At 68.6% G+C, this 22,655-nt stretch carries 23 protein-coding genes and 2 tRNA genes; 19 read left to right on the top strand and 6 right to left on the bottom strand.

What is annotated here, in order from left to right; all coding sequences use genetic code 11:
- Nucleotides 1-6 precede the first annotated feature (6 nt).
- The 3 genes from ABD693_RS11395 to ABD693_RS11385 form a co-directional block, all read right to left on the bottom strand.
- Nucleotides 7-849, bottom strand: a complete 843-nt coding sequence (locus tag ABD693_RS11395; RefSeq protein ID WP_344697187.1) for an AAA family ATPase — start codon at nucleotides 847-849, stop codon at nucleotides 7-9.
- A gap of 37 nt (nucleotides 850-886) precedes the next feature.
- The gene (locus ABD693_RS11390; RefSeq protein WP_344697186.1) at nucleotides 887-1,150 is read right to left on the bottom strand and encodes a hypothetical protein; all 264 of its coding nucleotides are present in this window, start codon (nucleotides 1,148-1,150) and stop codon (nucleotides 887-889) included.
- A gap of 66 nt (nucleotides 1,151-1,216) precedes the next feature.
- Entirely contained in the window at nucleotides 1,217-1,888 is a 672-nt protein-coding gene (locus ABD693_RS11385) for a DUF6975 family protein (RefSeq protein ID WP_344697185.1), read from the bottom strand.
- 238 nt (nucleotides 1,889-2,126) lie between these two features.
- Between ABD693_RS11385 and ABD693_RS11380 the strand changes: the two genes are divergently transcribed.
- The 4 genes from ABD693_RS11380 to ABD693_RS11365 are packed head-to-tail and all read left to right on the top strand — an operon-like array spanning nucleotide 2,127 to nucleotide 5,402.
- Nucleotides 2,127-2,921: a hypothetical protein gene (locus ABD693_RS11380; protein WP_344697184.1), complete on the top strand. Its 795-nt coding sequence runs from the start codon at nucleotides 2,127-2,129 to the stop codon at nucleotides 2,919-2,921.
- A 26-nt stretch (nucleotides 2,922-2,947) separates the two neighbouring features.
- Entirely contained in the window at nucleotides 2,948-4,129 is a 1,182-nt protein-coding gene (locus tag ABD693_RS11375) for a M48 family metallopeptidase (RefSeq protein WP_344697183.1), read from the top strand.
- Between the two features lie 11 nt (nucleotides 4,130-4,140).
- Nucleotides 4,141-4,773: a hypothetical protein gene (locus ABD693_RS11370; protein ID WP_344697182.1), complete on the top strand. Its 633-nt coding sequence runs from the start codon at nucleotides 4,141-4,143 to the stop codon at nucleotides 4,771-4,773.
- Nucleotides 4,774-4,811: 38 nt separating this feature from the next.
- A complete protein-coding gene (locus ABD693_RS11365) occupies nucleotides 4,812-5,402 on the top strand; it encodes a phosphatase PAP2 family protein (protein ID WP_344697181.1) in 591 nt (196 codons plus the stop codon).
- Nucleotides 5,403-5,408: 6 nt separating this feature from the next.
- On the opposite strand, the gene ABD693_RS11360 is transcribed toward ABD693_RS11365, so the two are convergent.
- A complete protein-coding gene (locus ABD693_RS11360; protein WP_344697180.1) occupies nucleotides 5,409-5,609 on the bottom strand; it encodes a hypothetical protein in 201 nt (66 codons plus the stop codon).
- Nucleotides 5,610-5,701: 92 nt separating this feature from the next.
- Here ABD693_RS11360 and ABD693_RS11355 point away from each other — a divergent pair.
- The 6 genes from ABD693_RS11355 to ABD693_RS11330 all read left to right on the top strand — a co-directional run bounded on the left by ABD693_RS11355 (nucleotide 5,702) and on the right by ABD693_RS11330 (nucleotide 11,558).
- Nucleotides 5,702-5,786, top strand: a tRNA-Leu gene (locus tag ABD693_RS11355).
- Nucleotides 5,787-5,852: 66 nt separating this feature from the next.
- On the top strand, nucleotides 5,853-7,472 hold the full coding sequence (tig, locus tag ABD693_RS11350) for a trigger factor (RefSeq protein ID WP_344697179.1): 1,620 nt from the start codon (nucleotides 5,853-5,855) through the stop codon (nucleotides 7,470-7,472).
- Between the two features lie 97 nt (nucleotides 7,473-7,569).
- Nucleotides 7,570-8,511, top strand: coding sequence for a glycosyltransferase family 2 protein (locus ABD693_RS11345; protein ID WP_344697178.1), 942 nt, complete (start codon nucleotides 7,570-7,572; stop codon nucleotides 8,509-8,511).
- Complete coding sequence (gene proB / locus ABD693_RS11340; RefSeq protein ID WP_344697177.1) at nucleotides 8,511-9,614, top strand: glutamate 5-kinase; 1,104 nt, start codon at nucleotides 8,511-8,513, stop codon at nucleotides 9,612-9,614. Before ABD693_RS11345 ends, proB begins: the two co-directional genes overlap by 1 nt.
- Nucleotides 9,611-10,840 carry a glutamate-5-semialdehyde dehydrogenase gene (locus ABD693_RS11335; RefSeq protein WP_344697176.1) on the top strand — a complete coding sequence of 410 codons (1,230 nt, stop codon included), beginning with the start codon at nucleotides 9,611-9,613 and terminating at the stop codon, nucleotides 10,838-10,840. Before proB ends, ABD693_RS11335 begins: the two co-directional genes overlap by 4 nt.
- Before the next feature lie 46 nt (nucleotides 10,841-10,886).
- Nucleotides 10,887-11,558, top strand: a complete 672-nt coding sequence (locus ABD693_RS11330; RefSeq protein ID WP_344697625.1) for an ATP-dependent Clp protease proteolytic subunit — start codon at nucleotides 10,887-10,889, stop codon at nucleotides 11,556-11,558.
- 61 nt (nucleotides 11,559-11,619) lie between these two features.
- Here the strand turns inward: ABD693_RS11330 and ABD693_RS11325 are convergent, their stop codons facing one another.
- Complete coding sequence (locus tag ABD693_RS11325) at nucleotides 11,620-12,837, bottom strand: acyl-CoA dehydrogenase (protein ID WP_344697175.1); 1,218 nt, start codon at nucleotides 12,835-12,837, stop codon at nucleotides 11,620-11,622.
- Between the two features lie 178 nt (nucleotides 12,838-13,015).
- On the opposite strand from ABD693_RS11325, the gene ABD693_RS11320 reads away from it, so the two are divergent.
- Complete coding sequence (locus ABD693_RS11320) at nucleotides 13,016-14,602, top strand: M10 family metallopeptidase C-terminal domain-containing protein (RefSeq protein ID WP_344697174.1); 1,587 nt, start codon at nucleotides 13,016-13,018, stop codon at nucleotides 14,600-14,602.
- A gap of 74 nt (nucleotides 14,603-14,676) precedes the next feature.
- Here ABD693_RS11320 and ABD693_RS11315 read toward each other — a convergent pair.
- Nucleotides 14,677-14,766: transfer RNA gene (locus ABD693_RS11315), tRNA-Ser, on the bottom strand.
- 131 nt (nucleotides 14,767-14,897) lie between these two features.
- Here ABD693_RS11315 and ABD693_RS11310 point away from each other — a divergent pair.
- The 8 genes from ABD693_RS11310 (at nucleotide 14,898) to ABD693_RS11275 (ending at nucleotide 22,654) form a co-directional block, all read left to right on the top strand.
- Complete coding sequence (locus ABD693_RS11310) at nucleotides 14,898-16,067, top strand: lytic murein transglycosylase (protein ID WP_344697173.1); 1,170 nt, start codon at nucleotides 14,898-14,900, stop codon at nucleotides 16,065-16,067.
- Nucleotides 16,068-16,193: 126 nt separating this feature from the next.
- Complete coding sequence (locus ABD693_RS11305) at nucleotides 16,194-17,372, top strand: D-alanyl-D-alanine carboxypeptidase family protein (protein WP_344697172.1); 1,179 nt, start codon at nucleotides 16,194-16,196, stop codon at nucleotides 17,370-17,372.
- 5 nt (nucleotides 17,373-17,377) lie between these two features.
- Complete coding sequence (tmk, locus tag ABD693_RS11300; RefSeq protein ID WP_344697171.1) at nucleotides 17,378-17,998, top strand: dTMP kinase; 621 nt, start codon at nucleotides 17,378-17,380, stop codon at nucleotides 17,996-17,998.
- Nucleotides 17,995-18,972, top strand: coding sequence for an AAA family ATPase (locus ABD693_RS11295; protein ID WP_344697170.1), 978 nt, complete (start codon nucleotides 17,995-17,997; stop codon nucleotides 18,970-18,972). Before tmk ends, ABD693_RS11295 begins: the two co-directional genes overlap by 4 nt.
- 35 nt (nucleotides 18,973-19,007) lie before the next feature.
- Nucleotides 19,008-20,513: a methionine--tRNA ligase gene (metG, locus tag ABD693_RS11290; RefSeq protein WP_344697169.1), complete on the top strand. Its 1,506-nt coding sequence runs from the start codon at nucleotides 19,008-19,010 to the stop codon at nucleotides 20,511-20,513.
- Entirely contained in the window at nucleotides 20,513-21,295 is a 783-nt protein-coding gene (locus ABD693_RS11285) for a TatD family hydrolase (protein ID WP_344697168.1), read from the top strand. The genes metG and ABD693_RS11285 overlap by 1 nt, the downstream gene beginning before the upstream one ends.
- Nucleotides 21,292-22,056, top strand: coding sequence for an MBL fold metallo-hydrolase (locus ABD693_RS11280; protein WP_344697167.1), 765 nt, complete (start codon nucleotides 21,292-21,294; stop codon nucleotides 22,054-22,056). Before ABD693_RS11285 ends, ABD693_RS11280 begins: the two co-directional genes overlap by 4 nt.
- Nucleotides 22,057-22,063: 7 nt before the next feature.
- Nucleotides 22,064-22,654 carry a retropepsin-like aspartic protease family protein gene (locus ABD693_RS11275; RefSeq protein WP_344697166.1) on the top strand — a complete coding sequence of 197 codons (591 nt, stop codon included), beginning with the start codon at nucleotides 22,064-22,066 and terminating at the stop codon, nucleotides 22,652-22,654.
- Nucleotide 22,655 lies beyond the last annotated feature (1 nt).

Here is a 22,655-nt window from a genome sequence, read left to right as displayed (position 1 = left end):
CATTCTCTACCCCTTGCGCCGTGCCATGAAGGCGAGGCGTTCGAACAGCATCACGTCCTGCTCGTTCTTGAGCAGCGCGCCGTGCAGCGGGGGAATCGCCTTGGTCGGATCGCGGTTCTGGAGGACCTCGAGCGGCATGTCCTCGTGCAGGATCAGCTTCAGCCAGTCGAGCAGCTCGCTGGTCGACGGCTTCTTCTTGATGCCCGGCACCTCGCGCACTTCGTAGAAGAGGTCGAGCGCGCGGCCGACGAGAATCTTCTGGATGCCGGGGAAATGGACCTCGACGATCCGTTCCATCGTGTCGCGGTCAGGGAAGCTGATGTAATGGAAGAAGCAGCGGCGCAGGAAGGCGTCGGGCAGCTCCTTCTCGTTGTTCGAGGTGATCACCACCACCGGGCGCTCGGCCGCCTTCACCGTCTCGCCGGTCTCGTAGACGTGGAATTCCATCCGATCGAGCTCCTGCAGGAGGTCGTTCGGGAATTCGATGTCGGCCTTGTCGATCTCGTCGATCAGCAGCACGGGAAGCTTGGGCGCGGTGAACGCTTCCCAGAGCTTGCCCTTGCGGATGTAATTCGAGATGTCGTGGACGCGCGGATCGCCGAGCTGGCCGTCGCGAAGCCGCGCCACCGCATCATATTCGTACAGGCCCTGGATCGCCCGCGTGGTCGACTTGACGTGCCACTCGATCAGCGGCGCGCCGAGCGCATGGGCGATCTCGTGCGCGAGGACGGTCTTGCCCGTCCCCGGCTCGCCCTTGACGAGGAGCGGCCGCCGAAGCGTGACTGCGGCATTGACCGCGACCTTGAGGTCGTCGGTCGCGACATAATCGTGGGTGCCTTCAAAGCGCATGCGCCCTGCCTATGGCGGGCCAGCGCGGCAGGCAAGCTCAGTTGGCCTGGGATGCTCCCTGGCGCTCGGCCTGGTCGCCGACGCCCTCGCCGCCGAACTCGCGCTTGCGGCGCTCGGCCCACTGCTCCTTGGTGAGGCAGGTCTTGCCGGCGAGGCGGGTGCCCGTGTCCTCGTTACGGCGGCAGATGAGCTTGGGCTTGGCCTCGGTCGCGGCGGGGGCGGCCGGGGCGGGGGCCTCCTGCGCGGACGCGGCCGAAGCGAGGCCGAAGGTGGCGAAGAGCAGGATGGACTTCATACGCAAGGACTTCACTCCGCTGGGATCGGGGCGGAGCTTAACGGCGGCCGGTCGTCTGGCAAGCCGCGCCGCTCAATAGTCTTCGCGGGCCTCGCTGCGGGCTTCGAGGAGGTCGAACAGCGCGCGGTGCTGGAGGAGGAGTTGCTCGGCGCCGAAGCGGATCGCGCGGTCGCTCGCCATGGTGCCGCCGGCCTGGTCGAGCACCGTGGCGATCGAATCCTCGCCGGGGAGCGCGCAGGGGGCGACGTCGACCGACACGCGCTGCGCGGCCTTGTCGAGGAGCGGACGAAGATTGGCCCAGTCGGAGACGAGCGCGGTCGCCGCCCCGATGGCGCAACCCTGGCGCTCCGAGCGGGCGAGCGTTTCGAGCGCATGGCGCTGGGCGAGAAGCGCGCTTTCGGTCTCGGCGGCGCCGGGCGTGCTCGGGATCGGCCCCGCGGCCGAGGTCAGCCGGACGAGGTAGAGCCGCTCGCGCTCGAAGGCGTTGGCGGCGGCCTCGAGCCACGCGCGGACCGGGGCCGGCGGGGCCGAGGTCAGGGCAAGCTCGATCACGCTCGGCTGGCGGCCGTAGATGGCGCAGAGGAGATGGACGAAATCATCGAGGTCGCGCGCCCGGTAAGGCGCCAGCGGGCCGGCCAGGTCGGTGACATGGGCATGGGTGTGACATCCCGCCGCGTCGAGCCGCGCGGCATGCGCCTCGGCTACTGCCGAGCCGCTCGTCCGTGCCATGCTGGCCTGCACCATAAACTCTTCCTTTTCGCATCCCTGTTGGGCTTGGGATCGCTCCATACCGGCGCAAGCTATACCAACCCGCGTAAAGACAGGGTTAGCGCGCCATTAGGGAAAAGTTGGGACATGCGGGACGCCTGTTCAACTTCGCTATGTTCATTCGGCGGAAAGCTTGGCACCATTAGCGCGAATGCGACCAAGTGACTGAAGTCAGGGGACTTTCATGTCGGCTGTCAAGCGAAGGGGTGCGGTGATGCGGCGTGTTGGCATGGGGGCGGCGCTGGCCGCCGTGGCGCTTTCGCTGGGGGGCTGCGTCCAGACCCGGCAGATCGCCGATCTCCAGTTCACGCCGCCGCAGGGCGACTACAAGTTGCTCGTGATGCGCCCCGACGTGACGGTCGGATCGGTCAAGGCCGGCGGGCTCACCGAGCCGCGTGCCGACTGGACCGAGACCGCGCGCGCCAACCTCGTCGCGGCGCTCCGGGCGCAGCAGGCGGGCAGGGGCGGCGAGACCCGGATCCTCGACCGGCGCGATTCGATTGCCGGAGTCTCGCCCGAGACCGTCGCCGACCTCGAGCGGCTCCACAGCGCGGTCGGAAATTCGATCGCGCTCCACAAGTTCGCCGGCGCCGAATTGCCGACCAAGCGCGGGCGCGGGCTCGATTACACGCTCGGTGAAGATGCGGTGAAGCTTGGCCGCGCGACCGGCTACGATTACGCCCTGTTCCTCCACGCCGAGGACGCCTTCGCCGACCAGGGCCGCGTCGCGCTTCAGGTGCTCGGGATCGCCGGCTGCTTCATTGGCTTCTGCGCGCCCAACGTCGGCGGGGGCGGGCAGAGCGCCTACGCCAGCCTCGTCGACCTGCGCACCGGCGAGGTCGTCTGGTTCAACGTCCTCCAGACCGGAAGCCAGGTCGCCGGCATCAAGATGGGCGACATCCGCACGCCCGCCGGCGCCGCGCAGATGGTCGACCGCCTGCTCGGTCGGATGAAGCCGGGCCGGGACGCGCGCCGGCTCCAGGCTGCCGCCGCGAGCGCACGCCCGTGACCGCCGATTTTTCCCGTCGTGCGCTGATGACCGGTGCAGGTGCCGCGCTTCTCGCCGGCCCCGCTGTCGCGCGCATCGCGCCTGCGTCGCTCAAGCCGCTGATCGGTCCCGGCTACAAGGCGGTCGATCAGGACGAAAAGGGCCTGTGGCAGCAGATGGAGCGGGTCGAGGAGGAGGTCGCGGGGTCGAACCTCCTGATCCGCGATCCGGCGCTCAATACCTATCTGCAGGGCCTGATCCGCAAGGTCGGCGGGCCGGCCGCGGGCGACATGCGCATCTATCTCGCGCGCGTCCCCGAGTTCAACGCAATGATGTTCCCGACCGGATTCACGGTCTTCTTCTCGGGCCTTCTGCTGCGCATGCGCGACGAGGCGCAGCTCGCCGGCGTGATCGCGCACGAGAGCAGCCACTTCCTCCTCAAGCATCAGCTGCGCTCGTGGCGCGACATGAAGCGCAAGACCAACATCTTCACCTTCCTCGCCATGGGCGCGGGGATGGCGGGGGGCGCGACCGGCACCTACACCGGCGACCTCGTCCGGCTGGCCGAGCTCGGCACGATGCTGACCCTGTTCCGCTATTCGCGCCAATTGGAGGCCGAGGCCGACGCGATGGGCGTCAAGCTGATCGCCGAAGCGGGCTATGCGCCGCTTTCGATGTCCGAAACCTGGGACCAGCTGACTCGCGAGCTCGAATGGTCGGCGAAGGAACGGCGCAAGCGGGTCGACCGCGGCTACAGCCTGTTCGCAACCCACCCGGCGCCGCAGGAGCGTTTGAAGGACCTACGCATCTCCGCGGGCGAGCTGACCGTGCCCGGCCGCACCTACGACCGCGGTCGCGAACGCTACCTCCAAGCGATCGCGCCCATTCGCGCGATGCTGTTCGACGACCAGGTGAAGCTCAACGACCCCGGGGCGAGCCAGTATATCGTCGAGACGCTCGCCCGCGACGGCTGGAACGGGCAGCTCCTGTTCTCGCGCGGGGAGATCCACCGGCTGCGCAATGGTCCCGGCTACCAGCAGGCCGCCGCGCTTTCCTATGCCGAGGCGGTCAAATATCCCGATGCGCCGGCCGACGCGTGGCGCTGGCACGGAGTCATGCTGATGAAGCAGGGCCGCGCCGCCGAGGGCCGCTCGGCGCTCCAGCGCTATCTCGCCATGGCGCCGAGCGCCCCCGACGCGCCCTTCGTGCGCCAGATGATCCAGAGCTAGGACGCCCGCCCATGACCCGTGCTTCCCTCCTCGTCGCCAGCGCGCTCGCGCTCGGCCTGTCCGCCTGCAGCAGCGTCGGCGGCGGTGCCGGCGGTTTCGGCAGCCCCTATGCCCTCGTCCGTGCCGGCCAGCCGATCACCGTCGGCTCGGGCGCCATGCAGGTCACCGCGCCGCGCGAGTGGAACCGGACCGAGCGCAGCGTCTTCAACGACGTCCGCTGGGTCGAGGACTGGACGCTGAATGGTCCCTATCTCGACACCATCAGCTTCATCGCCGGCCTGCCCAACGACAAGCGGCTCATCCGGCAGGAATATAAGGCCGACCGCCAGGTCCCGAAGTTCCGCTCGGACATGACCGCACCCGAGGTCGCGAGCCTGATCGAGACCCTCTACCGGGTCGAAGGCGGCTCGGTCGATTTCCGGACCCTAGGCCTCGCGCCGCGCCCGTTCCTCGGGTCGAACGGCTTCCAGCTCGATTACGAGCATCTCGACGGCGACGAGGTATGGCGCAAGGGCCGGGCGGTCGGCGCGGTGATCGACGGCAAGCTCTATCTCATGATGGTCGATGCCGCCCGCTCGCATTATTATGCGCAGGTGCTCCCCGACTTCGAGGCCATGGTGCGCTCGGCGGTGCGGCGAAAGTAAAAGGGCAACGTTCGCCGTTCCTTGGCTGTTGGGAGCGGATGACAGAAAAGCCAAGCTTTCCGCACGTCCAGTCGGACAGTCCGACCGAGCGCGTCGACCTCGCCATCGCCGAGACGACCGTTCCGCAATCGCGGCGCTTGTCCGTCCGGCTGATCGGCGCGGCGACCGACCTCAGCGACCAGGAACCGCTCTATGCCGCGGCGGCGGGCGTGCTCGGCGTCGGGCTGGTGCTCCGCGACGGGCCGACCTGGCGCGCGGGCACGCGGATTCTCGCCGCGCATCTCCTCGCGACCGCCCTTCGCGGCGTCATCAAGAAGCTCGTTGATCGCACCCGGCCCGAAGCAGCCGCGCGGCGCGGCAACTATGTGCTGCGCGAGGGCGAGCGGCATGAAAAGGACTTCAACAGCTTTCCCTCGGGCCATGCCGCCGGCGCGATCGCGGTGGCCCGCGCGGTCGGCCGGGATTATCCCGGCGTGGCGAGCGGCGCGCTGGTGCTGGCAGGCGCGACTGGCGCCTTCCAGGTCGTGCGCGCGCATCATTATGCGAGCGACATCGTCGCCGGAGCGGTCATCGGCTGGGTTGCCGAGGCGGCGATCGATCGGGTGATCGGCCAAGCCGCCAGGGCGTGAACGGGCTTAGCTGACCGGCGAGATCGGGGTCGGGCTGGGGTCGTTGCCGGGGCTGGCGGGCGACGGGACGTCGACCGGGGCCTGGGCCGGCGGGGCCTCCTGCGGGGTCTCGCTCGGCTGGCCGGGCTGGCTCGGCTGCGCGGGCTCTTCGGGGGGGACGCTGGCGCCCTGGGGGGCGTCGTTCGGGAAGGGGGGAAGCTGTTCCATGGCCGGTCAACGAACCGAAGCCGCGCACGGGTCCACCCGCGCCGCTTGCCCCTTGGCCCGAGGCTGCTATAGGGCCGCCCCTGAACGCTCACGCGGGCGTGGCGGAATTGGTAGACGCGCTGGTTTTAGGTACCAGTATCGCAAGATGTGGGGGTTCGAGTCCCTTCGCCCGCACCAGCTCCGCCAGGCGCAAGAGCAATCCGTCCTACGTCGTCAACAGATACTTCCGGAAAGTCCCATCCCATGCAGAGCGTCGAGATCGAGAACGAAGGCCTGAAGCGGGCCTACACGCTGACCTTCACGGCAGCCGAGATCGACGCCCGGATCGGTGACGAGGTCAAGCGCATCGCCCCGCAGATCAAGATGCCCGGCTTCCGCCCCGGCAAGGTGCCGGCCAACCTCATCCGCAAGATGCACGGTGAATCGCTCCACCAGGAAGCGCTCCAGACCACCATCCAGCAGGGCATCCAGCAGCTGCTCGGCGAGAAGCAGCTCCGCCCGGCGATGCAGCCCGCGATCGAACTCAAGGACGGCTATGAGCCCGGCAAGGACGCCGAGGTCACCGTCCGTCTCGAGACCCTGCCCGAAATCCCCGCGCCCAAGATCGACGGCCTCAAGCTCGAGCGCCTGACCGCCGAAGCCGACGAGAGCGCGGTCGACGCCCAGGTCGAGCAGTTCGCCAAGAACAGCAAGCGCTTTGAAGACGCCAAGAAGGGCAAGAAGGCCGAGACCGGCGACCAGGTCGTGATCGACTTCGTCGGCAAGACCGCCGACGGCGTTGCCTTCGAGGGCGGCACCGGCACCGATATGGCGGTCGAGATCGGCTCGGGCACGCTCATTCCGGGCTTCGAGGACCAGCTCATCGGCGCCAAGGTCGGCGAGGAGCGGACGCTCAACGTCACCTTCCCCGACGACTATCCGGCCGAGAACCTCAAGGGCAAGCCGGTGACCTTCGACGTCAAGGTCACCGCGGTGAAGACCGCCGGCGAGACCGTGATCGACGACGACTTCGCCAAGACCCTCGGCCTCCAGAGCCTCGACCAGTTGAAGGGCCTGCTCCGCGACCAGCAGACGCAGGAACTCAACGGCCTCACCCGCACCCACATGAAGCGCCGCCTGCTCGATCAGCTCGCCGCCGCGCACGACTTCGACGTTCCGCCGTCGATGGTCGAGGCCGAGTTCGCCAACATCATGGCGCAGCTCGAGCATGAGGCGAGCCACGAGGAAGATCCCGAAGCCGCCAAGGCCGAGATCGAGAAGGACAAGGACGATTACCGCAAGATCGCCGAGCGTCGCGTCCGCCTCGGCCTGCTCCTGTCGGAAATCGGCGCCGCCAACGGCATCGAGGTCACCAACCAGGAGATGAACCGCCTTATCGCCCAGGCCGCGCAGCAATATCAGCCGGCCGACCGCGAGCGCTTCATCCAGTACATCCAGCAGGAGCCGATGGCCGCCGCCCAGCTGCGCGCCCCGCTCTATGAGGACAAGGTCGTCGACTTCCTCTTCACCAAGGCCGAAGTCACCGATCGCGCCGCGACCCGCGCCGAGATCGAGGCCGACCTCGAGACCGAGGAAGGCCATGTCCACGGTCCGGGCTGCGGCCACGACCACGCGCACGAGGCCAAGCCCGCCAAGAAGGCCGCCGCCAAGGGCAAGAAGGCCGCTGCCGCGACCGACGAGGCGCCCGCCGCCGAAGCCGCCGCGACGGCTGACGAGGTGAAGCCCGCGGCCAAGAAGAAGGCTGCCAAGCCCGCCAAGGGCGCGGTCGAGGACGAGTCGGCCGAGCCGACCCCGGCCGAGCCGGTCAAGGACGCCGCTCCGGCCAAGGCGCCTGCCAAGAAGGCGAAGAAGGCCTCGGCCTGAGACTGTCGTCACCCCGGGCTGGACCCGGGGTCCACCTGCCTTCAGAACAAGGTGGATCCCGGCTTGAGGCCGGGATGACGTTCGCGGGGGTGCGCCAGTGACCAAGCAAGACCAGCCACGCATCGCCGTGCTGCTGCCCTGCTACAACGAGGAAGCGGCGATCGCGCAGACGGTCGCCGGCTTCCGCGCCGCGCTCCCCGACGCCACCGTCTACGTCTACGACAACAATAGCGCCGACGGCACCGTGGCCGCGGCCAGCGCCGCGGGCGCGGTCGTCCGGACCGAGCGGCAGCAGGGCAAGGGCCATGTCGTCCGCCGGATGTTCGCCGACATCGAGGCCGACGTCTATGTCATGGCCGACGGCGACCTGACCTATGATCCGCAAAGCGCGCCGGCGATGGTCGACCTCCTGCTCGCCGACCAGCTCGACATGGTGGTGGGCACCCGCCAGCACGAGGAGAAAGAGGCTTATCGCGGCGGCCATGTCCTCGGCAACCGCATCTTCACGGGCCTTCTCTCAAGCCTGTTCGGGCGCAGTTTCACCGACATCTTCAGTGGTTACCGGGTGTTTTCGCGACGCTTCGTGAAGAGCTTCCCGGTGCTTTCCGCCGGTTTCGAGATCGAGACCGAGATGAGCATTCACGCGCTCGAGCTCCGGATGCCGGTCGGCGAAGTCGTCACGCGCTACGGCGCCCGGCCCGAGGGAAGCGCGTCGAAACTCTCGACCTATCGCGATGGCTGGCGGATCCTGAAGGTGATGCTCAACCTCTTCCGGACCGAGCGCCCGGCTCTGTTCTTCGGCGTCGCGGGCACGATCCTGCTCGTCGCGGCGATCCTGCTGTCGGTGCCGCTGGTGCTGACCTACCTCGACACGGGGCTCGTGCCGCGCGTGCCGACCGCGATCCTCGTCACGGGCATGGTGATCGTCGCGGTGCTGTCGTTCCTCGCAGGGCTCATTCTCGACACGGTCACCCACGGCCGCCGCGAGATCCGCCGGCTCGCCTACCTCTCGCACCCCGCGCCGGGCGCGAACGGCTGATGGCGCGGCCGCCCGCCCGGCGGCTGGTGGTCAAGCTCGGCTCCGCGCTGGTGACGGGCGGGGAGGGGGTGCGCGCCGCTTTCCTTGCGGGCCTTGCCAGCGATGCGGCCGAGCTGCGCTCATCAGGCACCGAAGTCATCCTCGTCAGCTCGGGCGCGGTGGCACTCGGGCGAACGCGCCTCGGCCTGCCGCGCTCGCCTCGCCTCGACCTCAAGCAGGCCGCCGCCGCCGCCGGGCAGCCGCTCCTGATGCGCGCCTGGGACGAGGCCTTTGCCGCCCACGGCATCGTCACCGCGCAATTGCTGCTCACCGCCAACGACACCGAGGACCGCCGCGCCTCCCTGAACGCCCGCGGCACGATCGAGGCGCTGCTCAAGACGGGCGCGCTGCCGGTCATCAACGAGAATGATTCGACCGCTACGGCCGAGCTGCGCGTCGGGGACAATGATCGGCTGTCGGCCCGCGTCGCCCAGCTTGCCGGCGCCGACTGCCTCGTCCTGCTCAGCGACGTCGACGGGCTTCACACCGCCGATCCCCGCACCGACCCGCAGGCCGAGCATCTCGCCGAGGTGGCGGCGATCACCCCGGCGATCCTCGCGCTCGCCGGGGGCGCGGCAGCCGACGGGGTCGGCACCGGCGGCATGCGCACCAAGCTCGAGGCCGCGCGGATCGCCGCTGCCGCGGGCTGCGTCACACTGATCGGCAGCGGGGCAGGGGAGCGCCCGCTTGCACGCCTGCTCTCGGGCGACGCGCGCCGCACGCGCGTCGCTGCCGAGGGCAATCCCGCCCGCGCCTACAAGGCATGGATCGCGGGGACCCTCGCCCCGGTCGGCAGCGTCCGGATCGATGCAGGCGCGGCCGAGGCGCTGGTCCGGGGCGGCAGCCTGCTTCCGGCGGGCGTGACCGCGATCGACGGCGCCTTCGCCCGCGGGGACTGCGTGGCGGTGCTCGGCCCCGACGGCGAAGTCGCGCGCGGCCTCAGCCGCTACGATGCCGGGGAAGCCGCCCGGCTCATCGGGGCGCGAGGCCGTGAAATCGCCGACCGGCTCGGCTATTCGCGGGGTGACGCGCTCATCCACCGCGACGATATGGTGCTGCGATGACCCTCGACGAGACCATGCTGGCAATTGGAGAGGCCGCCCGCGACGGCGCCGGGGCCCTGCGCGACGCCAGCGCCGACCGGCGCACTGCCGCCATCCGCTCCATGGCCGACGCGATCCGCGCGCACGCCGCTGCGATCCTCAAGGCCAACGCCGCCGACCTCGCCGCCGCGACCCGCCACCATGACCGGCTGATGCTCGACGAGCCCCGCGTGGAAGCGATCGCCGCCGGGCTCGACCAGGTCGCGGCGCTGCCCGATCCGCTCGGCACCGAAATCGCCCGCTGGCAGCGCCCCAACGGCCTCGACATCGCTCGGGTCCGCACGCCCATCGGCGTCATCGGCATGATCTACGAGGCGCGGCCCAACGTCACTGCCGACGCCGCCGCCATCTGCGTGCGCTCGGGTAACGCCGTGATCCTTCGCCCAGGCTCCGACTGCTTCGCGAGCAGCACCGCCATCCATGCCGCGCTGGCGCAGGGGCTTGAGCAGGCCGGGCTGCCCCCGTCGGCCGTCCAGATCGTCCCCACCGCCGACCGTGCCGCCGTCGGGGCTTTGTTGTCGGGGCTCGGCGGAACCCTCGACCTCGTCATTCCGCGCGGCGGACGAAGCCTCGTCGAGCGAGTCCAGGCCGAGGCGCGCGTGCCCGTCCTCGGTCACCTCGAGGGTGTCTGCCACACCTATGTTCACGCCGCCGCCGATCCCGCCATGGCCGCGGCGATCGTCGCCAACGCCAAGCTTCGCCGCGTCTCGATCTGTGGCGCAACCGAGACCCTGCTCATCGACCGCGCCGCCTTGCCGATGCTCGCAGGAATCGCCGAGGCCCTCGATGGCTGCGAATTGCGGGGCGATGCGGAAGCTGCGGCGATCGTCCCGATGCTTCCCGCCCACGAAGCGGATTGGCGCACCGAATATCTCGCGCCGGTTCTCAGCATCCGTACCGTAACCGACTGGAAAGAAGCCGCCTCGCACATCGCGCGCTACGGCACCGGCCATACCGAAGCGATCGTCACGCAAGATGCCGCGACCGCCGAAGCCTTCCTTGGCCAGGTCGACAGCGCGATCGTCCTGTGGAACGCCTCGACCCAATTCGCCGACGGCGGCGAGTTCGGCTTCGGGGCCGAGATCGGCATCGCGACGGGCAAGCTCCATGCCCGCGGTCCGGTCGGTCCCGAGCAGCTCACCAGCTTCAAATATGTGGTGCGCGGGGCCGGGCAGGTGCGGCCTTGAACTTGGCCGCTCACCCGCCGATGTAGTCACCACACGTAACGACAGGATAAGTCACTTGCCCGATCATCAGGACATCGTTTCCGGCCTCGTTCCCATCGTCATCGAGCAATCGAACCGGGGCGAGCGCAGCTTCGACATCTATTCGCGGCTGCTGCGCGAGCGCATCGTCTTCATCACCGGCCCGATCGAGGATCACATGTCCTCGCTGATCGTCGCCCAGCTGCTCTTCCTCGAGTCCGAGAACCCGAAGAAGGACATCTTCATGTACATCAACAGCCCTGGCGGCGTGGTCACCAGCGGTCTCGCGATCCACGACACCATGCAGTACATCCGCCCGCGCGTCGGCACCGTCTGCATCGGCCAGGCCGCCTCGATGGGCAGCTTCCTCCTCGCCGCGGGCGAGCCGGGCATGCGCGTCGCGCTGACCAACAGCCGGATCATGGTCCACCAGCCCTCGGGCGGCGCACAGGGCATGGCGTCGGACATCGAGATCCAGGCGCGCGAAATCCTGCGCATGCGCACCCGCTTGAACTCGCTCTATGCGAAGTACACCGGCAAGGACCTCGCCGACATCGAGAAGGCGATGGACCGCGACAGCTTCCTCGAGGCCGACGAAGCCAAGGCCTTCGGCCTGATCGACGCCGTGTTCGACAAGCGTCCCGACGCGGCCGACATGGAGCAGCTCGGCATGGGCAGCGGGGACGGCCAGCCTTCGTAAGGCGACCCCTCACGGGAAACGGAAAGGGCGGCTCGATCGAGCCGCCCTTTTTCGTTGTGGCCTAGAAAGCGCTGATGCCGGTGATCGCGCGGCCGAGGATCAGCGCGTGGACGTCGTGCGTGCCCTCGTAGGTGTTGACCGTCTCGAGGTTCAGCAGGTGGCGGATCACTTGATATTCGGCGCTGATCCCGTTGCCGCCGTGCATGTCGCGGGCGACCCGGGCGATGTCGAGCGCCTTGCCGACATTGTTGCGCTTGATCAGGCTGATCGTCTCGGGGATGAGCTCGCCCGCCTCGAGCCGCCGGCCGACGCGCAGCGCCGCCTGAAGGCCGAGCGCGATCTCGGTGACCATGTTGGCGAGCTTGAGCTGCACCAGCTGGTTTGCGGCCAGCGGCCGATCGAACTGGTGCCGGTCGAGCGTGTAGCGACGCGCCGCCTCGTAGCAGAATTCCGCCGCGCCCATCGCGCCCCAGCCGATCCCGTAGCGGGCGCGGTTCAAGCAGCCGAACGGCCCCTTCAGCCCCTCGACGTTGGGCAGCAGCGCGTCCTCGCCGACCTCGACCCCGTCCATCACCACTTCGCCGGTGATCGAGGCACGCATCGACAACTTCTGCGTGATCTTGGGCGCCGACAGACCGGCCATGCCCTTTTCGAGGACGAAGCCGCGGATCTTGCCGCCATGCGCGTCGGACTTGGCCCAGATCACGAACACGTCGGCGATCGGCGCGTTGGTGATCCACATCTTGGCGCCGCTGATCTTGTAGCCCGTGTCGGTCTTTTCGGCGCGCGTGCGCATGCCGCCGGGATCCGAGCCGGCGTCGGGCTCGGTCAGGCCGAAGCAGCCGACCAGCTCACCCGCGGCGAGACCCGGCAGATACTTCATGCGCTGCTCTTCCGAGCCGTAGGCGAAGATCGGATACATGACGAGCGAGCTCTGGACGCTCATCGCCGAGCGATAGCCGCTGTCGACCCGGTCCATCGCGCGGGCGATGAGGCCGTAGGCGACATAGCCGAGGCCCGCGCCGCCATATTGCTGCGGGATGGTCGGACCGAGCAGGCCGAGCTGCCCCATCTCGCGGAGGATCTCGCGGTCGAAGTCCTCGTTGAGGAACGCCTCGGTCGCGCGCGGCTGGAGCTTCTCCTGCGCATAACCTTCGGCGGTGTCGCGGACGAGCCGCTCCTCGTCGGTCAGTTGCTCCTCGAGCCCGAGCGGATCGAGGGCATCGAAGGGAAGCAGGCGGGGTTCGTGGGCGAGGGCGGGATCGGGCGTTTTCAGCATGGGCGTGCCTATAGGACGGTCGGACGCGCGAGGCCAGCAGGAGCGGTTCACCGCAGCGATGGGTCGCTCGTCGAAAAAGTTAAAATTGGTTAAGCTTTTTGCTTGACCCCGCTCCGCCGGGCCTATTGTCTCCCCGCTTCGAGCCGCGCTCGGCCGAGTCACCGGAGGGGAAATCGCATTGCGTATCAATAACCTGCAGGATCCGTCGATCGTCACCACAGCCATTCCGGGGACCGATGGGATCCGCTACATCGCGCCGACGGCAAGTGGCGTAGCGAGCAACGGCAAGACCGTTCTGACGCTCGACCAGGCGGTCCAGAATCTCAATCGCACCGGCGCCATCTGGGACGTCGGTCCCAACGGCCAGATCACTTATTCCTTCCTCGATAAGGCACCCACCGGCCTCTACAACAGCCCCAAGGAAGCCTATCTCGGCGGCACGGTCGAAGGTTTCATGCCTTTCACCGCCGCGCAGCGTGACGCCGCCAAGGCCGCGCTCGTCCTGTGGGACGATCTCATCGCGCCGCGCTTCGTCGAGAAGAATGGCGCCGGCGCCGCCGATATCCTGTTCATGAACACCAACACGGGGCCGGGCCAGGCCTCGGCGTTCACGCCGTTCCTCAACGGCGGCTCGGGCAAATATAACAAGATCCAGGGCGACATCTTCGTCAACCAGGACGAGGGCAGCAACTTCGACCTCGCCAATGGCGGCTACGGCCAGACCACGCTGGTCCATGAACTCGGCCACACGATCGGGCTCAGCCACACCGGCGACTACAACGCCTCGGACGATACCAACGGGGACGGCGTGCCCGATCCGATCACCTACGGGAACGATGCCGAATTCTTCCAGGACACCTATCAGTTCTCGATCATGTCCTACTTCAGCCACGCTTATTCGGGCGCCTTCGGCTATGTGAACTGGGCCACCGGCGGCTATTTCCAGACCCCGCAGACCCCGATGGTGCACGACATAGCCGCGGTCCAGGCCATGTATGGCGCCGACCTCACCACCCGCACCGGCGACACGGTCTACGGCTTCAACTCGACCGCCGACCGCTCGGTCTACGATTTCTCCCAGAACAAGAACCCGTTCCTGTCGATCTACGATGCAGGCGGCAACGACACGCTCGACCTGTCGGGCTTCACCGGCGGCCGCATCACGCTCGACCTGCGCCCCGGTGCCTTCAGCTCCGGCTACAGCTATGGTGACAAGGTCGCGCTCGACAAGGCGCTCGGCATCAGCCTGACGCAGGCACAATGGAACGCGCTCTACGACGGGCTGCTGACCGGAAATCCAGGCTTCCTGTCGGACAACATCGGCATCGCCTACAACACGATCATCGAGAATGGCCGGACCGGCGCGGGCAACGACGCGCTGCTCGGCAATGACGTCGCCAATCGGCTCGACGCTGGCGCCGGCAACGACGTCCTCAACGGCGGCAAGGGTAACGACACGCTGATCGGCGGTGCTGGCAGCGACCGCTTCGTCATCGCCGACACCGGCGGGATCGACAAGATCCTCGACTTCGAGACCGGCAAGGACAAGCTCGACCTGCGCACCTTCGATCCGAGCGCCGCGGCGAACGACCAGGCAATGAGCTGGATCGGCGACAAGGCCTTTTCCGGCGTCGCGGGCGAGGTCAGGTCATATACCGATCATGGCAACCACTACATCGCCGGGGACGTGAACGGCGACGGCATCGCTGACTTCACCGTCGACAGCGGCATGTTCACCATCGGTGTGAGCGACATCCTGCTCTAGGCTTGGCCTTTGAAGCGAGGGAAGGGGTGTCGGCGAGCCGGCACCCCTTCTTGCTGTCCGGTCGCAAGCGACGCTGGCGGATGGGGTGGGATTCGAACCCACGGTACGGTTCCCCGCACGGCGGTTTTCAAGACCGCTGCCTTAAACCACTCGGCCACCCATCCCGGCTGAGCGGCGCGTCGGCGTCCGTTCAGCTTGGCCCGCCTAGACCTTGGGCGCGGCTTGACGCAAGGCACCTGAACGAGGAGCCGGCCCAAGCGTTGGGTAGGACATGCGTGGGAGGGACTACAGGCAAGTGGCGTTTCGGTGGACCAGTTCATGCCTGTGCCTCGCGGCGATCGCCCTGACGCCGGCGAGCGCCCGGCAGGAAATCGACCCGCTCGCGCCCTTGCCCGACAAGCCCAAGCCGACGCCCGCGCCGACCCCGACTCCGGTGCCGACTCCGACAATCGTCCGCGCCGAGCCGCTCGTCCCCGTCCAGCCCGCCGCCGTCCCGACCGCTGTCACCGGCACCGGCTTCGAGGGCTACAAGGCGCGTCTGGCCGCCGCCGCCCGCGCCGCTGGGGTGCGCGAGGCGACGGTCGCCGCGACCGTTCCCTACCTCCGCCAGAACGCCCGGGTGATCGCGCTCGATCGCCAGCAGCCCGGCGGTCCGCCCAACAGCAGCTACATTCCGCCCTTCGCGCCCTACAAGGCCGAGCACGTCACCCCCGACCTCATCAACCGCGGCGCGGCGCGTTTTCGTTCCTACCGTCCGCAGCTCGCCTGGCTCGAAAGCCGCTTCGGGGTCGAGCCGCAGGTGCTGATGGCGATCTTCGGCCACGAGACGAGCTACGGCCGCGTGACCGGCGGGTTCGACCTCCTCGATGTCCTCGCGACTCTGGCCTACGAAGGCCGCCGCCGCGCCTTTTTCGAGGAAGAGTTTGTCGCGGCATTGAAGCTCCTCGACGGCGGCACTCCGCGAGAGCGCCTGAAGGGCAGCTGGGCCGGCGCCACCGGCTATCCGCAGTTCATGCCCTCGAACGTGCTCCGGCTCGCGACCGACGGCGATGGCGACGGCCGCGCCAACATCTGGGGAAGCGAACTCGACGGCCTCGCCTCGATCGCCGCCTATCTTCGCGACGCCGGATGGAAGCCGGGGGTCCACTGGGGCGTGCCGGTCAACGTCCCCGCGACGCTAAACCGCACCGCACTGCGCACCAGCCTCAACGCGCCGCGCTGCCCGCAGGTGTTCAAGCGCCACAGCCGCTGGATGACGATGCGCGAATGGCGTGCCCTTGGTATCCAGCCGCAGGGCCAATCGCTCCCCGAGACCGAGCTCGCGACCCTGCTCGAACCCGACGGACCGGGCCGCACCGCCTATCTCCTCTCGACCAACTATCGAGCGATCCTCGACTATAATTGCTCGAATTTCTACGCGCTGTCGGTCGGTCTTCTCGCGGATCGCATCGCGGCGGGCGGCTGAGCTCCCCTGACGTCACCCCGGACTTGATCCGGGGTCCGCCTGCCTTCGTCACAACCGTTGAATAAAAGGCAGATCCCGGGTCAGGCCCGGGATGACGGGAAGGGTAGGCTTGGGTACGAGAGACATATGAATCGCCTCCGCACCCTCGTCGCCGCCACCGCGCTCACCAGCACCATCGCCGCGCCCGCCGCCGCGCCGCCGTTCGAGACCCCGGCGCGCGTCGCCTATCTCCTCGACCTGTCCTCGGGCGCGGAGCTTCTGAACAAGGGCGCCGACACGCCCATGCCGCCGGCGTCGATGGCGAAGATGATGACCACCGAGGTGGCCTTCGAGCTGATCGATAGCGGGAAGCTCGCGCTGTCCAAGACGTGCACCGTCCAGCCCGCGACCTGGCAGAAGTGGCACGGGCCCGCGGCGGGTTCGACCATGTTCCTCTCGCCCAACGAGCAGGTCAGCCTCGAGAACCTCCTCCACGGCATCGTCACTTTGTCGGGCAATGACGCCTCGGTCGTGGTCGCCGAGTGCATCGGCGGGACCGAGCAGGCCTTCGCGACCCAGATGAACGCGCTCGCCAAGAAGCTCGGCATGACCGGCAGCCGCTTTTGCAACTCGAACGGCTGGCCCGACGAGGGCTGCACGGTGGTCACCGCGCGCGACCTCGCCAAGCTCGCCCGCGCCTCGATCGAGCGTCACCCCAAGCTCTACAAGCAGTTCTACGGGCAGCCCTCCTTCACCTGGGGCAAGACGTTGGGCTCGGGGCAGGACATCACGCAGGCCAACCGCAACCCGATCCTCGGCAAGGTGCCCGGCGCAGACGGCCTCAAGACCGGCCACACCGAGGAAGCGGGCTATGGCTTCACCGGCTCGGCCGAACAGAATGGCCGCCGCCTGATCATGGTCATGGCCGGCCTGCCGAGCTTCAACAGCCGGATCGAGGAATCGGTCAAGCTTATGAACTGGGGCTTCAACGCCTGGCAGTCGAAGCCGCTCTACGCCGCCAATGCGGCGGTCGGCTCGGCCGAGGTCCAGCTCGGCAGCGCCGCCACCGTGCCCCTGGTCGCGCAGCGTGCGATCGCGGTCACCTATCCCGCCGGCGCGGTGGGCGGGGAGCCCAAGCTCAAGATCGCCTACAACGGGCCGCTCAAGGCCCCGATCGCCAAGGGCGCGCAGGTTGCCGAGCTGATCGTCACCACCCCCGACGGCACCGTCCAGCGCATGCCGCTGGTGGCCGGCGAAGCGGTCGAGGAAGCCGGCTTCTTCGGCCGACTGTGGCTCGGCCTCAAGCAGCTCGTGGGGATGGCGTAACCGCCTTGGCCACCGGCCGCTTCATCACGCTCGAAGGCGGGGAGGGGGTCGGCAAGACCACCCAGCTCGCCGCGCTCGCCGAGGCGCTGCGCGCCCGCGGCAAGACCGTCGTCACCACTCGTGAGCCGGGCGGGAGCGAGGGCGCCGAGGCAATTCGCGGCCTCCTCCTCGAGGGCGGCGAGGAGCGCTGGAGCGCGCCCGCCGAAGCCCTGCTGTTCGCCGCCGCGCGCACCGACCATGTCGACAAGGTTGTCCGGCCCGCGCTCGCCCTTGGGCACTGGGTGCTGTGCGACCGCTTTCTCGATTCGAGCCTCGCCTACCAGGGCGGGGCAGGGGGCCTCGGCATCGAGGAGGTGCGCGCCATCAACCTGTTCGGGATCGCCGACTGCCTGCCCGACCGCACCCTGCTCCTCGTCCATTCCCATGGCGCCGAGCGTGCGCTCCACCGCGACGGCGGGGCGAGCGACCGGATCGGCGGACGCCCGGCCTCCTATCATCGCGCGGTCGAGGACGCCTTCCGGTCGATTGCCGCGAGCGAGCCCGACCGCGTCCGCCTGATCGACGCCTCGGGCAGCCCGGCGGAAGTCACCGACCGCCTCCTCGCCGCGCTCGAGGATCTGGCGTGACCCTCCTCGGCCAGGACCGCGCGGTCGCGGCCTTCCGCGCGGCCTGGGACAGCGGGCAATTGCACCACGCGTGGCTGCTCGCCGGCCCCAAGGGAGTGGGGAAGGGGAGCTTCGCCCGCGCCGCTGCGCTGCGCGTCCTTGCCGACGCCGCCGGCCCCCGCATCGACCTGCCCGGCCTCGAGGTGCCGCCCGACCACCGCATCGCCCGGCTGATCGAGGCCGGCAGCCATCCCGACTTCCGCCTCGTCCAGCGTGAGGCCCACGAAACGGGCGCCAACAAGGGCGAACTTCGCCGCGGTATCGTCATCGACCAGATCCGCAAATTGCAGGCGCTGTTCCAGAGCGCGCCCGCGCTCAGCGACTGGCGCGTGGCGATCATCGACTGTATGGACGACCTCGAGCCGCAGGCGCAGCAGTCGCTTCTGAAACTGCTCGAAGAACCGCCGGCCAAGTGCCTGTTGTTGCTGGTAAGCCACGTCCCCGGACGGCTCCTCCCGACGATCCGCTCGCGCTGCCGCCGGCTCGACTTCGCGACCCTCGACGAGGCCAGCCTCGACACCATCCTGCGCGAGCGCCAGCCCGACCTCACCGAAGCCGCCCGCGCCAAGCTGGTCGCACTCGCCGCCGGCTCGGCCGACCGCGCGCTCGCCTTTGCCGAGCTCGACCTCGCCCCGCTCGCCGACGAGGCGCTTGCCATCCTCGGGCGCGGCGATCCCGACAACAGCCGCCGCGCGCGGCTCGCTTCCGCGCTTGCCCTCAAGGCCGCACGTCCCCGCTACACCGCCTTTCTCGACATCGTGCCGCCGCTGATCGCCGCCGAGGCGCGCCGCTCTGACGGTGCCCGGCGAGCCCGAGCGCTCGCCGCCTACGACCAGGCCCGCGAGACCGCCGCCATAGCCCCGCGCCTCAGCCTCGACCCCGCCGCCACCGTCTTCGGCCTCGGCACGCTGCTAGCGAGCGTCGCGGAGGGGTGACGACGAGGGCGGTTTGCCTCTAAGGCGGCGGCGATATGTCCGAGCCTTTCTACATCACCACCGCCATCGCCTATCCCAACGGCCGCCCGCACATCGGCCATGCCTATGAGGCGATCGCCGCCGACGTCATCGCCCGCTTCCAGCGCGGGCTCGGCAAGGATGTGCGGCTGGTCACCGGGACCGACGAGCATGGCCTGAAGATGGTCCAGACCGCGCGTGGTCTGAACCGCGAAACGCTCGAGTTCGCCGACGAAATGTCGGGCCATTTCCGTGCGATGTGCGATGAGCTTGCGATCAGCTACGACGCCTTCGTCCGCACTACCGAGCCGCGCCACCATGAGGCGAGCATTGCGCTGTGGAAGGCGATGGAGGCCAATGGCGACCTCTACCTCGACCGCTACGAGGGCTGGTACTCGGTCCGCGACGAGGCCTTCTACGGCGAGGAGGAACTGGTCGCGGGCGAGGACGGCACCAAGCTCTCGCCGCAGGGCACCCCGGTCGAGTGGACGGTCGAGGAGAGCTGGTTCTTCCGCCTTTCGCGCTACGCCGAGCCGCTGCTCAAGCTCTACGCCGACAATCCCGACTTCATCCGTCCCGAAGGCCGCCGCAACGAGGTGATCCGCTTCGTCGAAGGGGGCCTCAAGGACTTGAGCGTTTCCCGCACCAGCTTCGACTGGGGCGTCCCCGTGCCCGGCTCGCCCGGCCACGTCATGTACGTTTGGGTTGACGCCCTCACCACCTACATGACCGGCGTCGGCTTCCCCGGCGACAAGGCGGAATATGACCGCTTCTGGCCGGCGGACATCCACCTCATCGGCAAGGACATCGTCCGCTTCCACGCGGTCTACTGGCCCGCCTTCCTGATGAGTGCGAGACTGCCGCTCCCCAAGGCGGTGTTCGGCCACGGCTTCCTCCTCGCCCGCGGCGAGAAGATGAGCAAGAGCCTCGGCAACGTCGTCGATCCGATGGCGCTCGCCCGCACCTATGGCGTCGACTCGTTGCGCTATTTCCTGATGCGCGAAGTCAGCTTCGGGCAGGACGGCAGCTATTCGGACGAGGCTATCGTCACCCGCTGCAACGCCGAGCTCGCGAACAGCTTCGGCAACCTGGCGCAGCGCACATTCTCGATGATCGTCAAGAACTTGGACGGCGTTCTTCCGCCCGCCGGCGAAGAGGTGGACGATGCCGAGCTCCTCGCCAAGGTCGCCGAGGCCGAAGCCGCGGTCGCCGCGCGTTTCGCCGATCTCGACTTCTCCGCCGGGCTCGAAGCGTGGATGGCCGCGGTGTTCGCCGCCAATGCCTACGTCGATGCCATGGCGCCGTGGGCGCTGCGCAAGACCGACCCAGCTCGCATGGCGCAGGTCCTCGGGACACTGGCGCACGCGACCGAACGGCTCGGCGCCTGCATCGCGCCGATCGTGCCCGCCTCGATCGCGAAACTGACTGCCTATCTGGAGGAGGGAAGGGCCGCGGGCCGCCTCGCGCAACCGAGCCCCATCTTCCCGCGTCTGGAACTCGTGACCACGGACGAGCCCGCCTGATGCTGATCGACAGCCACTGCCACCTCAATTACCCCGGTCTGGTCGAGGACGAGGGCGGGGTGCTGGAGCGCGCCCGGGCCCGCGGCGTCGGTGGGTTCCTCAACATCTCGACCCGCCAGCGCGAATGGGCCGATGTGGTCGCGGGGGCGGAGCGTCATCCAGATGTCTGGGCCTCGATCGGCGTCCACCCGCACGAGGCCGACGCGCATCCCGACCTGGGAACGCAGGCGTTGGTGGATGCCGCGCAGCATCCCAAGGTCGTCGCCATCGGCGAGTGCGGGCTCGACTATTATTACGACAAGTCCGACCGCGACAGCCAGAAGTCCCGGTTCCGCGCCCAGATCGAGGCCGCGCGGCTGACCGACCTGCCGCTCATCATCCACACCCGCGACGCCGAGGAGGACACCGCGCAGATTCTCGCGGAGGAAGCGGGGAAGGGCGGGGTGAGGGGGGTGCTCCACTGTTTCACCGGCACGCAATGGCTGGCGGACCGGGGCCTCGAGATCGGCTTCTTCATCTCGCTCAGCGGCATCGTCACCTTCAAGAATGCCAAGGATCTGGCTGAGGTCGCGAAGACGATTCCCGAGGATCGCCTGCTGGTCGAGACCGACAGCCCGTTCCTCGCGCCGGTGCCGCATCGGGGCAAGCCGTGCGAGCCAGCCTATGTCGCCGACACCGCCGCTTTCGTCGCCGGGCTTCGCGGCGTGAGCCCCGAGGCGCTCGCCGAGCAGACCAGCGCCAACTTCTTCCGTTTGTTCTCCAAGGCACGGCCGCCGACGTGAAACTGCGCATCCTCGGGTCAGGCACCAGTTCGGGCGTCCCCAGGATCGGCAACGACTGGGGAACGGTCGATCCCGCCGAGCCGAAGAACCGCCGCCTGCGTGCCGCCGCGCTCGCCACCCTCGGCGAGACGCGGTTGCTGATCGACGCCGGACCCGACCTTCGCCAGCAACTGAACGCCGCCGGTGTCGCCACGGTCGACCGGGTGGTCATCACGCACGACCATGCCGACCACATCCACGGCCTCGACGACCTTCGCCAGCTCGCCCACAATCGCGGCGACCAGGTCTCGGTCCACGCCCGACCAGAGGTCATCGAGCGCTTCGTGCCGCGCTTCCGCTACCTGTTCGAGGGCAACGCGCTCTATCCCGCGGTCGCCCGGACCGAGGCGATCGACGGCGAGTGGATGGTTCAGGGCACGCGGATCCGCTTCGTCGACCAGCCCCACGGCCGCATCACCAGCCTCGGCCTGCGCTTCGACGAAGGCGAGAAAAGCCTCGTTTACGCGGTCGACTTCCACGACCTGACCGACGCCATGGCGTCACTGTACGATCGCACCGATGTCTGGGTCGCCGACTGCCTGCGCCGCCGTCCGCATCCCACGCATGCCCATCTCGACGCGGTCCTCGGCTGGGCGCGCGAGCTGCGGGTCGGACAGCTCGTCCTCACGCATCTCGACAACAGCATGGATCATGCCCAACTTGGGAAGGAGCTTCCGGACTGGGCCGCCCCGGCCTGGGACGGGCTGGAGATCGAGGTCTAGCGTTTCCATGTCCGACGGCCAGGCGCCCAACGCGCTCTACCTCCTGATCGCGATCATCTTCGTCGGCATGAGCCTGTTCGGGCGCGGGATGACCGCCTCGAAGACCCTGAAGATGGTGCTCGCCTGGGTCGCGGTGTTCGCCGCCTTCTTTGCCATCTTCGCCTTCCGGGGCGAATTCGGGGCATTGGGCGCCCGGCTTAAGAGCGAGGCGATGGGGGAGGCGGCCCCGATCGCCAGCGGCGAGACCTATCGCATCCCCAAGCGCGACGACGGCCATTTCTGGGTCGACGGCAAGGTCAACGGCAAGACCGTCCGCTTCCTCGTCGACAGCGGCGCGACCACCACCACGCTCTCGGCCGACGCCGCCAAGGCTGCCGGTCTCGAAGCGGGCATGCGCGGCGATTTCGTCGGCACCGCCAATGGCGAGGTCTTCATGCCGCGCGTCACCGCCGGGCTGCTCGAAGTGGGCGCGATCCGCCGCGCGGACATGAGCGTCAACATCAACCCCAATGACGGCACCAGCGTGCTCGGCATGAACTTCCTCTCGAGCCTGCGCGGCTGGGCGGTCGAGGGCGACAATCTGGTGCTGAAACCCTGAG

This window comes from Sphingomonas rosea (genome assembly GCF_039538065.1).
GTDB classification, from domain to species: Bacteria; Pseudomonadota; Alphaproteobacteria; order Sphingomonadales; family Sphingomonadaceae; genus Sphingomicrobium; species Sphingomicrobium rosea.
The sequence above is the reverse complement of the archived record's forward strand: the minus strand, read 5'-3'. Positions and strand labels throughout refer to the sequence as shown.

Excerpts from the sequence above, each read along its gene's own strand:
- ABD693_RS11305 (WP_344697172.1), top strand. The coding sequence starts at position 16,194 with ATGAATCGCCTCCGCACCCTCGTCGCCGCCACCGCGCTCACCAGCACC.
- ABD693_RS11385 (WP_344697185.1), bottom strand. The coding sequence starts at position 1,888 with ATGGTGCAGGCCAGCATGGCACGGACGAGCGGCTCGGCAGTAGCCGAG.
- metG (WP_344697169.1), top strand. The coding sequence starts at position 19,008 with ATGTCCGAGCCTTTCTACATCACCACCGCCATCGCCTATCCCAACGGC.
- ABD693_RS11335 (WP_344697176.1), top strand. The coding sequence starts at position 9,611 with ATGACCCTCGACGAGACCATGCTGGCAATTGGAGAGGCCGCCCGCGAC.
- ABD693_RS11375 (WP_344697183.1), top strand. The coding sequence starts at position 2,948 with ATGACCGGTGCAGGTGCCGCGCTTCTCGCCGGCCCCGCTGTCGCGCGC.
- ABD693_RS11275 (WP_344697166.1), top strand. The coding sequence starts at position 22,064 with ATGTCCGACGGCCAGGCGCCCAACGCGCTCTACCTCCTGATCGCGATC.
- ABD693_RS11380 (WP_344697184.1), top strand. The coding sequence starts at position 2,127 with ATGCGGCGTGTTGGCATGGGGGCGGCGCTGGCCGCCGTGGCGCTTTCG.
- proB (WP_344697177.1), top strand. The coding sequence starts at position 8,511 with ATGGCGCGGCCGCCCGCCCGGCGGCTGGTGGTCAAGCTCGGCTCCGCG.
- ABD693_RS11360 (WP_344697180.1), bottom strand. The coding sequence starts at position 5,609 with ATGGAACAGCTTCCCCCCTTCCCGAACGACGCCCCCCAGGGCGCCAGC.
- tig (WP_344697179.1), top strand. The coding sequence starts at position 5,853 with ATGCAGAGCGTCGAGATCGAGAACGAAGGCCTGAAGCGGGCCTACACG.
- ABD693_RS11365 (WP_344697181.1), top strand. The coding sequence starts at position 4,812 with ATGACAGAAAAGCCAAGCTTTCCGCACGTCCAGTCGGACAGTCCGACC.
- ABD693_RS11285 (WP_344697168.1), top strand. The coding sequence starts at position 20,513 with ATGCTGATCGACAGCCACTGCCACCTCAATTACCCCGGTCTGGTCGAG.
- ABD693_RS11370 (WP_344697182.1), top strand. The coding sequence starts at position 4,141 with ATGACCCGTGCTTCCCTCCTCGTCGCCAGCGCGCTCGCGCTCGGCCTG.
- ABD693_RS11325 (WP_344697175.1), bottom strand. The coding sequence starts at position 12,837 with ATGCTGAAAACGCCCGATCCCGCCCTCGCCCACGAACCCCGCCTGCTT.
- ABD693_RS11395 (WP_344697187.1), bottom strand. The coding sequence starts at position 849 with ATGCGCTTTGAAGGCACCCACGATTATGTCGCGACCGACGACCTCAAG.